Raw genomic sequence first — 6,801 nt, 5'->3', positions numbered from 1 at the left:
TTTCACCGTATTCAATTTAAATTCCGTGCTGTATCTATTTGTCTTTGTCACCATGAACACCTCGAATCGATTTACTTATTTTCACACTCTCGATTCGTTGTGTCCACCCCTATAGCCTAACAGCAAACCTGCACGAACAGCGTCTCGAAGCGTTCCAGATGTCGCTTGCGAAACGTGTTGATGGTGCGAAAATCGGGGAACTGATTAGCAGACAGATAGCGAAAGATCACAACATCTTCACACGCTCTTGCCAACTTGCGTGAAGAGTAGACCCCGGTGGCATGGCCGGGTGATAGGGTGGATAACCGCGAGACTCCCGCTCGTACACGGCGAAAATCGGCGATAGATCTATCTGATCTACTGTGTCATTCACGAAATGGGCCAGATGGTTCACTGGCACCCACTCCTCGATCGACGGTGGCAGCAGAAATTACTGACTCTGGTTGTACGAACAAAAAGTCTTCTTCATAGCAGGTAACCACTCCTAACACACTTGTTGTCGCTCCCTATCTATTCAACATGAACATCCCCAAATCCTTGATTACTAGGACAGCCTCCTAGAGGCGTTCTGTCACTAAACGGCCCGATAGCGTAGGAACCCAGAAAATTCCGCAATATATATTTATGCATCGGCGTAAGCAAATCCTTCTTCAAGATCAGCGCCCGTTAATCTCATAAGCAAAGCCAAACCAACCCTACCACTGGCTGGTGTTCAGCGATTGATTGGGCTTTGTAATGTGATGAAAGCTAAGACATTGGCTGCAAGGTTTCTGCCACCGCTTGGACGAGTTCGGGTATTGTGGATTTTGCCGCGTTTGGTACGATACCAACCCATGTGTTCCCTTCACGCAGGACAAATAAATCTTCTCTGGCTCCGTCGCTATACTTAAGCGTGTACCACTGCCCCTGTTGTCCGCCACTCAACGTGTAGCTGCCGCCTCGATCGATCGTTAATTTACTCTTTGTCGATGTGAAGTAACTTGATTGAATGAGACCATTCCATGACGAAGCCTCATAGAAGGACATGTCTTCGAATGGAATGGTCTCAGCATGATCCGCCCCTGCGGGAGCACCAGGTACGTACCAACCACTCGGTCCACCCATTTTACTTGGTATATATGCCTTGATGCTCTGCTGATGAGCAATATTTTGTAACTTGATAATTTCAGAAGATGAATATTCAACTACATTCAGGGTTTTATAATCCTCTTCTGTTCCCGATTTTGAGCCGCTCCGTTGACCTACTGTATCCTGTGGAGACAAATCCCATGTTGTCCCGCCCCACTGTGCGAACATTGTAAGTTGATTAGCGAGAAACAAATTGGCGTAATAAACAGGAACATAGGTGGTTTTCACACCACTTGCAGGGTCCTTTGCAATTAATTTAGGTGCTCTTACAAATGCGTTTTGATTACCGCCCATGGAGAATTGCATTTGATTAGCTGACGTTGTTCCTTTACCTAATTCATTAAGGGTAATTTCGCTCCACCCATTTGGTACTGCAGTGACATCCAATGTATTTCCATTCCACGTTGTTTGAACTCCAACTTTGTGTAATGTTTCTTGCAGATTATATAGCGGAACCCAACTTGTTGGTTTTCCCGACCAAGGATCATTTGATACGACATGCTGGGGTGTAAGAGATAATTCAACGAGTGTTGATGCATGTGCCACAATTGGCATAAACGTCTGTGCGGACACCGCACCAGCCACAATAACACATGTCCATCCTACTTTACTTTTCATAAATACTTCGTCTCCCTTGTAATTCTGGTTGTTCTTCAGCAACTTTCAAGAATAAGACGAAGCCATCAAAGTAAAAGTTACATATCGGAACATGGCACTTGTTAGACTATTTTCCTAATTGCGCATAACGTCCCAATAGCGTCGTAACCCAGAAAATTCTGCAATATATATTTATGCATCGACGTAAACAAATCCTTCTTCAAGATCAACGCCAAATAGTTTAAGAAGAAATGGGAAACCACAAGATAACTACGAAAGAATTTTCGCCATATAGTACTCATCGACATACTTACCGTCCACGAGCATCGAGTTTCTCGCGGTCCCCTCTATTGTAAAACCCACTTTCTTGTAGAGTGCCAGACCAGCCTCGTTATGCACCATCACAGTTAATTCAAGACGACGGACCCCAATCTGCCTTGCCCATTTCTCCGTATGTGTGAATAAGGCTGTCCCGATTCCTTTGCCTGCGTGCTCCTGTAAGATACCAATGACAATATAAACCTTGTGTTTATTCCTTCGAAATTCTCCACCGTACGCACCCAAGTAACCTACGAGATTACCGTCATCCTCCGCGACAAAGACCATGCTGTTCCCAGCGGCTAACAATGAATTGATGGCATTCCTCTGCTGTTGAACATTTGCAGTACGCTCATCAGGTTCTAACATCATGAATTTCGTTTCCCTATCAAGTCTTTTGCACAGTTCGATGTAATTTTCCGAATCGTCCTCACTGATTTTACGAATTTGCATTAGGCTTGCCTCACTTGGCTATATAGGCGATTTGAACTTTGTCGCACTTCTGCTTCGATTGCGCAGTAACAGTCCAATGCCGATCATTGTATATTGATGCCACCAGCAATCGAATACGTTGTTGCAGATGTACACCCGTTTGTCCTAAAAGGACAAGTTCGTTGACTCCGTTAAGATTTATCGTTGCACGTCCAATCAACGATAGAGTAGGCTGTACCCACACCAAACCAGATAGCTCTCCCACAAAGCAAGCATTCGTGCGAAACTCTCATAGCGTACCTGTTTATGCCGTTACCTCGGAACCTGGGCACCTACGGCGCGATGGCACTTTACCGATTCTTCTCATTGATAGTTAAATGTCGAACAATTGGTATCAATTGTGGAGTATTCTGCTGATACGCTATATATTTATCAACGTACCGCTCAATAAGCAAACGCTCTTCAGCCCTCAGTTTAACCACGAAGACTCCCCACGTCGCTAGTAGGATTACTACTGTAGCCCCGAACCCATAAAACAGCATTGAACCAAAAAGCATGGCGAGTATTCCAGTGTAAATAGGGTGACGCGTTACCCGATATGGACCAGTTGTTATAAGTCGGTGTGTCTCCGTGATGACTGGTGCCTGAGTGAAGTTCCTCCCAAGTGTCCATCGAGCCCACAGAACCCAAGCCATACCGATTAGCACAATGCTATCCCCGAGGGCTGCCAGCCAAATCCGGGAGAATGTAATCGGAATCCACACCCTGTGCGGAATGACATCAACAAGTATCCATAGCACTAAGCCATATGGTATCCAAATAAACGATGTTCGGCGGTTATGCATCTGCGAACTTTGCCCCCTAATCTGCCCGAGCAAAGAGCTTCCAATGAGAACCACAAACACTATTGTCCACCAAACAAAAAAGGTAAACCACAACATACCTGCACCCTGCCCCGTTTGACATACAACCGCCACAAATACTCCGTATTATATCATCCGAGTTCGCTTTTTAGCGATGAAACATCTTGCATACTTCGGCCCTTGAGCGCAAGATCGATTTGCGCCACGTTGCGCATGTTTATGCACTGCATCAATTCTACACAGTTTATTTTTCAGTTCAGCTTCCTTTCGTAACGAAAGAACTCGTGCCCATCTTCGTCGGTTTCGGAAGACGTTTTTATAAATCCATGATTCTCGAACAGCTTAATGGACGGAGTGTTATAAGCGAATATTTTATGTGCGGTCAATTTGCTCCACCCAAAACCTTTCGCCTTCTCAATCAGTAATTCTATGACACGACTCCCAACACCACGACGCCGATACCGATTGTCACCGACCACTATCGGTATTAACTCTTCACACAGAGTAACGTCTCCAACTGGAACCCAGCCGCCGTCAAATACCTCAATAATGTAGACTTGTCCTCTTTGCGACAGCCATTTATACATTTTCTCAATTCGATTGTAATCGAATGGCGCTACATTGGGACCTTCCGAAAAATAAAGAACTTCGGCATCTGTATACCAAGGAATTGCAATCTCCACGTCATCAGGTAATATCAAATCACGGAGTCTAACTGGCAATCCGCCGTTCACCATGCTGAGTTCACCTCGCACCTTCCGTTCCATGAGGATATCTATTGGGTTGTTACATGAATTTTCAAGAGATACGCTATGGGATATTACGGCCCAATAGCGACATTACGGCTGTCTATAACCTATGCATACTTATGCAATATGGGATGTACTTATAGGTTAGAATACGATCTTCTGATCATAGATATTTTTGAATATACCACACTATTCAATTGGAAGATATACCTTTTCCCATAAGCACTTTCATTAAAAAAACCGCCTACCCAATGGTAGACGGTTTAATTCCGCTATTAATTAGTGGATCGATTCTGCTATTTTCTTAATATCCTCTAGTGGAATATCGGTCAGGTTTGTGATTTCTTCAGGTGAAAGTTTCTTTGATAACATGAGCTGAATTAGTTCGATTCGGGCTTTTTCCATGCCTTGTTCATGAGCTTTTTCAATACGTTCACGATAAGACGCTTCTCGACTCACCTCATCAAGAATGGCTTTTTTGCGTGAGATGTAGAGTGCCCAATTCTCTGGGTTGCGTCCGATTTCTTCTACTTCATCTAACGCTTTTTTTAATTCCACATCATTCATCGCCGCCACCTCCAATACATGGTGTATCGTTTTATTTTTGCCGGATTCCAAGAGGAGTAACCATTTTTCCAGTGGATCCTGTACAGCTTTTTCTAAATCGGTGATCGTTTTGCGTAGCTTTGGCATTTCAACAAAGTGAACTTCTAATGCATCTGACAACCGTTCATGCGTTTGATCCTCAACCACATGATAACTCGTATGATACCTGTCCGTCGATGGGAATTGCACAAAGTCAATCAGGTTAATCGTGATCACTCGATGCAATTCTTGATAGGAAGCGCCTGATACCACTTGCCCACGATACAGTTCCGCCCAGTAATACAAGGTGCGTTTCGCCATACCGTAGTCATGCGCCACTTGCATTTCAATGTTGATGCGCTCTTGTTGATCCGTTTCTACGAACACATCCATGCGAGAGAGCTTATCTTCTCGATATTCTTGTGCCTGCTCTGTGTTACCAAATTGCACAGAGATGATCGGTGAAGCTAGGCTGTTTGTAAGCAACGCATTGAGAAAGGACATCAATAGGTCCTTATTTCTCGCTTGTCCAAACAATTGTTTGAACGCGTAGTCAACCATGAGATCAATAGGTTCATTGTGATAGATAGGCATTGGTTGGTCTCCTTCTTATGTTGAGTATAACCAGTCAAAGCCCCCTTGAGAAGAGGGCTTTGACTGGTTACAACGATACTTCCAACACGTGATCCATCGCCGCTTCAGACCGCATAAAGCCTTTATGTGCGTCAAAAAATGTGCGGTGATGCAACAGCGTGTGTAGAAACATGAAAACACTTATTGCCGACATGAGGTTCGTCATGAGACGTTGTGGTTGTGATACGACGAGGAATTTCACCTCTCTTTTACCTCGGATACTTAACCAAGCGTGTCCAATCGTTCCATGCGTGTTCCACACGAAGTGCAAAACACGCGTTGTACCACGTGGACCCGTTCTGCTTGTTGGCAGTTCGAGCAATAGTACACGCCTAGGTTTTCTGTTTCGAGCGCTCCAGGACTAGGCAATACGTATACTTCGTTCTCTAACGAGTCGAAAATACGTGCGTCGTCTGTCTCAGGATCAAATCGATCATCGCATTGCGTTTGCATGTACAGAATCAATTCGCGCAGATCTGTACCCATTTTGATCGTTGTGATGATGCCACCGTCTGAAAAAACAGCAATAAACTGCTTTTGTGGTTGTGCATCCTCTTCATGGACAATCGACACAAAGTCTATCGCTTCTGGATCGATCTGCACAAGGACGCGCTCAAGCGTGTCGTCGTTAGCATCTTCGATCCAAGGCAACAAATACCGCCTAAAATGAGTAGCTACCTCGATCTGTCCATTGACTTCAACGGGAAAGCCTAAGCCGCCACCGATACTTAGTCCAGATGCCGAACAAGCATGCCCATCGATTGTGTATCCGCTGTTCGATTGGATCTGGATCATCCCAATATCGCCGCATGATAGCGCACGTTGCACGTCTTGTAGCGTCCATGCCTTCGGGTACGACTCTTGCACACCGTTTTTGTCCATGATGTAGCGACCGCTGAATGTTTTCATGAAAATCTCTCCATACGTCTCCCGTACACAGCGGGAGACTTGATTTTGCCCGCTGTGTCGGGTTCGATATGAGCATTAAAAGTCGAACATGAATTGATCATCGCCGACAGCTTGTTTCACTTTGCCTGCCTTTTTTGTCATGCCCATCGTTGCTCGTAGATCACCCGCCGTTTTGAATTGAGGCGAGGAATCGTCAACAACGCGTGGCGCAACAAACGCGACGACATCTAGTGTTTCTTCCTGTTCTGGTACAGAGAACACATCGACCTGTGTAGCATCGTTACCGATCACACCGTCCATGTTTTCCTCTGTTACAGCATCCACCATGGCATCCACCAACGGAACACCCGTTAACCGGCGTGTTTCATTGGCCAAGCGTGTCATGGCTGCTTTCATTTCTTGTTTGAACGCATCGCCTTCTAAGGTCAGTACACCTTTTGGCACGTCTTTGTCAGCCAGGCTTGACCATTTATCCGACAAGTCGGCCACGTTCTCAAGATGTGCTGCAAGGGCTGTGGTCTGCACACTTAGCCGATCCGCAGGCATGTACGTACGCATTTCCGATCGATCCAATCGACCTTCTAACA

At 45.3% G+C, this 6,801-nt stretch carries 10 protein-coding genes; all 10 read right to left on the bottom strand.

Features of this window, described 5'->3' with window-relative positions; genetic code table 11:
• Positions 1-116 precede the first annotated feature (116 nt).
• Positions 117-230: a transposase gene (locus MM817_RS17620; RefSeq protein WP_419723430.1), complete on the bottom strand. Its 114-nt coding sequence runs from the start codon at positions 228-230 to the stop codon at positions 117-119.
• Complete coding sequence (locus tag MM817_RS15960; protein WP_241716974.1) at positions 227-394, bottom strand: hypothetical protein; 168 nt, start codon at positions 392-394, stop codon at positions 227-229. The genes MM817_RS17620 and MM817_RS15960 overlap by 4 nt, the downstream gene beginning before the upstream one ends.
• A gap of 353 nt (positions 395-747) precedes the next feature.
• Positions 748-1,746: a hypothetical protein gene (locus MM817_RS15955; protein ID WP_241716972.1), complete on the bottom strand. Its 999-nt coding sequence runs from the start codon at positions 1,744-1,746 to the stop codon at positions 748-750.
• Positions 1,747-1,995: 249 nt separating this feature from the next.
• Entirely contained in the window at positions 1,996-2,496 is a 501-nt protein-coding gene (locus MM817_RS15950) for a GNAT family N-acetyltransferase (protein WP_241716970.1), read from the bottom strand.
• A gap of 10 nt (positions 2,497-2,506) precedes the next feature.
• Positions 2,507-2,722 carry a hypothetical protein gene (locus MM817_RS15945; RefSeq protein ID WP_241716968.1) on the bottom strand — a complete coding sequence of 72 codons (216 nt, stop codon included), beginning with the start codon at positions 2,720-2,722 and terminating at the stop codon, positions 2,507-2,509.
• A gap of 103 nt (positions 2,723-2,825) precedes the next feature.
• Complete coding sequence (locus MM817_RS15940; protein ID WP_241716966.1) at positions 2,826-3,320, bottom strand: methyltransferase family protein; 495 nt, start codon at positions 3,318-3,320, stop codon at positions 2,826-2,828.
• Between the two features lie 269 nt (positions 3,321-3,589).
• Entirely contained in the window at positions 3,590-4,060 is a 471-nt protein-coding gene (locus MM817_RS15935; protein ID WP_241716964.1) for a GNAT family N-acetyltransferase, read from the bottom strand.
• A gap of 306 nt (positions 4,061-4,366) precedes the next feature.
• Positions 4,367-5,266, bottom strand: coding sequence for an Rpn family recombination-promoting nuclease/putative transposase (locus MM817_RS15930; protein ID WP_241716963.1), 900 nt, complete (start codon positions 5,264-5,266; stop codon positions 4,367-4,369).
• A 261-nt stretch (positions 5,267-5,527) separates the two neighbouring features.
• Entirely contained in the window at positions 5,528-6,214 is a 687-nt protein-coding gene (locus tag MM817_RS15925) for a hypothetical protein (protein WP_241716961.1), read from the bottom strand.
• 75 nt (positions 6,215-6,289) lie between these two features.
• Positions 6,290-6,801 (bottom strand): hypothetical protein (locus MM817_RS15920; protein ID WP_241716959.1); only part of this gene is annotated, 512 nt, incomplete at its 5' end.

The organism is Sulfoacidibacillus ferrooxidans (assembly GCF_022606465.1).
In the GTDB taxonomy this organism is placed as follows: domain Bacteria; phylum Bacillota; class Bacilli; order Alicyclobacillales; family SLC66; genus Sulfoacidibacillus; species Sulfoacidibacillus ferrooxidans.
This window is presented reverse-complemented; position numbering and strand designations above follow the sequence as displayed.

Coding starts and splice junctions, on each gene's coding strand:
- MM817_RS15950 (WP_241716970.1), bottom strand. CDS start 2,496: ATGCAAATTCGTAAAATCAGTGAGGACGATTCGGAAAATTACATCGAA.
- MM817_RS15925 (WP_241716961.1), bottom strand. CDS start 6,214: ATGAAAACATTCAGCGGTCGCTACATCATGGACAAAAACGGTGTGCAA.
- MM817_RS15930 (WP_241716963.1), bottom strand. CDS start 5,266: ATGCCTATCTATCACAATGAACCTATTGATCTCATGGTTGACTACGCG.
- MM817_RS15955 (WP_241716972.1), bottom strand. CDS start 1,746: ATGAAAAGTAAAGTAGGATGGACATGTGTTATTGTGGCTGGTGCGGTG.
- MM817_RS15940 (WP_241716966.1), bottom strand. CDS start 3,320: ATGCATAACCGCCGAACATCGTTTATTTGGATACCATATGGCTTAGTG.